Origin of the sequence: Clostridioides sp. ZZV14-6009, assembly GCF_020658095.1 — a bacterium.
Classification (GTDB): domain Bacteria; phylum Bacillota; class Clostridia; order Peptostreptococcales; family Peptostreptococcaceae; genus Clostridioides.
In genome coordinates this window covers 1-2,964 of record NZ_JAGWDG010000039.1, presented here as the reverse complement: position 1 = coordinate 2,964, position 2,964 = coordinate 1, and the positions used below count along the sequence as shown (strand labels likewise).

The 2,964-nt window shown below is 49.3% G+C and carries 1 rRNA gene; it reads right to left on the bottom strand.

Annotation, left to right across the window (positions count from 1 at the left end):
* Positions 1-6: 6 nt before the first annotated feature.
* Positions 7-2,905 (bottom strand): 23S ribosomal RNA (locus KGF36_RS19795).
* Positions 2,906-2,964 lie beyond the last annotated feature (59 nt).

Genomic DNA, 2,964 nt, shown 5'->3' with positions numbered 1-2,964 from the left:
TAAATATTGGTCAAGTCCTCGACCTATTAGTATCGATAAGCTAAATACATTGCTGCACTTACACCTTCGACCTATCAACCAGATAGTCTTTCTGGGGTCTTACCCTTGCGGTGGGAAATCTTATCTTGAAGTTGGCTTCGCGCTTAGATGCTTTCAGCGCTTATCCATTCCGTACATAGCTACCCAGCCATGCCCTTGGCAGAACAACTGGTACACCAGAGGTACGTCCATCCCGGTCCTCTCGTACTAAGGACAGGTCTCCTCAAATTTCCTACGCCTGCGACGGATAGGGACCGAACTGTCTCACGACGTTCTGAACCCAGCTCGCGTACCACTTTAATGGGCGAACAGCCCAACCCTTGGGACCTACTACAGCCCCAGGATGTGATGAGCCGACATCGAGGTGCCAAACCTCCCCGTCGATGTGGACTCTTGGGGGAGATAAGCCTGTTATCCCCAGGGTAGCTTTTATCCGTTGAGCGATGGCCCTTCCACGCAGAACCACCGGATCACTAAGTCCGATTTTCATCCTTGCTCGACCTGTATGTCTTGCAATCAAGCTCTCTTTTGCCTTTACACTCTACGTACGATTTCCGACCGTACTGAGAGAACCTTTGAGCGCCTCCGTTACCTTTTGGGAGGCGACCGCCCCAGTCAAACTGCCCACCTGACAGTGTCCCAAGACCAGATTCATGGCCTATGGTTAGAGTCCCAGTACTACAAGGGTGGTATCCCAAGGATGGCTCCGCCAAAACTGGCGTCCTGGTTTCAAAGCCTCCCACCTATCCTGTACATGTAGTACCAAGACCCAATGTCAAGCTACAGTAAAGCTCCATGGGGTCTTTCCGTCCTGTCGCAGGTATCCGGCATCTTCACCGGAATTACAATTTCACCGAGTCTGTTGTTGAGACAGTGCCCAAATCGTTACGCCTTTCGTGCGGGTCGGAACTTACCCGACAAGGAATTTCGCTACCTTAGGACCGTTATAGTTACGGCCGCCGTTTACTGGGGCTTAAGTTCACTGCTTCGATTGCTCTAACAGATCCCCTTAACCTTCCAGCACCGGGCAGGCGTCAGCTCCTATACATCGTCTTGCGACTTAGCAGAAACCTATGTTTTTGGTAAACAGTCGCTTGGGCCTATTCTCTGCGGCCACCGTATGGTGGCACCCCTTATCCCTAAGTTACGGGGTCATTTTGCCGAGTTCCTTAACAACAGTTCTCTCGCGGGCCTTAGGATACTCTCCTCACCCACCTGTGTCGGTTTGCGGTACGGGTACCTTTAACCTCGATAGAGACTTTTCTTGACAGTGTGAAATCAGCTACTTCGCTACTAAATTTCGCTCCCCATCACATCCCAGCATTGTCAAAGCGGATTTACCTACTCTGACTGCCTCAATGCTTGGGCACACATAACCAACAGTGTGCTTAGCTTATCCTACTGTGTCATCCCATCTCTCAAACGGTTATCGGTAGTACAGGAATATCAACCTGTTGTCCATCACCTACGCCTTTCGGCCTCAGCTTAGGTCCCGACTAACCCAGGGCGGACGAACCTTCCCCTGGAAACCTTGGGTTTACGGCCTGTGGGATTCTCACCCACATCTCGCTACTCATGCCAACATTCTCACTCCCATACTGTCCACATGTCCTTACGGTCATGCTTCAACCCGTATGGGAAGCTCCCCTACCCATCATTACTGATGCCGTAGCTTCGGTAGTAAGTTTTAGCCCCGGAAATCTTCGGCGCAGGATCACTCGACCAGTGAGCTATTACGCACTCTTTGAATGAGTGGCTGCTTCTAAGCCAACATCCTGGTTGTCTGTGCAATCCCACATCCTTTACCACTTAACTTACATTTAGGGACCTTAGCTGACGATCTGGGCTGTTGCCCTTTCGACTATGAATCTTATCACCCACAGTCTGACTCCCAAGTATAAGATGACGGCATTCGGAGTTTGATAGTCTTCGGTAGGTGCAATACCCCCTAGGACATTCAGTGCTCTACCTCCGTATCTCTCACCTTGAGGCTAGCCCTAAAGCTATTTCGGGGAGAACCAGCTATCTCCGGGCTCGATTGGAATTTCACCGCTACCCACAAGTCATCCCCGAGCTTTTCAACGCTCGTGGGTTCGGACCTCCACGAAATTTTACTTTCGCTTCATCCTGCTCATGGGTAGGTCGCCCGGTTTCGGGTCTACGTCAAGTAACTGAACGCTCAGTTAAAACTCGCTTTCGCTACGGCTCCACACCTTAAGTGCTTAACCTTGCTACTTAACGTAACTCGTTGGCCCGTTCTACAAAAAGTACGCGGTCACACAAGAAATGTGCTTCCACAGCTTGTAAGTGCAGGGTTTCAGGTTCTATTTCACTCCCCTCCCGGGGTTCTTTTCACCTTTCCCTCACGGTACTATACGCTATCGGTCACTAGGTAGTATTTAGCCTTGGAGGGTGGTCCCTCCTGCTTCCCACAGGGTTTCACGTGTCCCGTGGTACTCTGGATCATATCTGAAGTTTTCTCGTTTGACATACAGGACTATTACCTTCTGTGGTGGGTCTTTCCAAACCTCTTCAATTACGATACCTCTTCGTTTAAGATATGTCCGCAACCCCAATAAAGAAAACTTTATTGGTTTGGGCTATTCCGCGTTCGCTCGCCGCTACTTACGGAATCGAATTTCTTTCTCTTCCTTCAGGTACTTAGATGTTTCAGTTCCCTGAGTTCCCCTCATTAAGCTATGTATTCACTTAATGATACTTAGACATTACTCTAAGTGAGTTTCCTCATTCGGAAATCTTCGGATCAAAGTTTACGTGCAACTCCCCGAAGCTTATCGCAGCTTATCGCGTCCTTCATCGGCTCCTAGTGCCAAGGCATCCGCCCTGCACCCTTAATAACTTGACCAGTTAAAAAGGTTTGATAGATTAGAAGCTATCAACTTCGATAATTTTAAAAAGTTATCA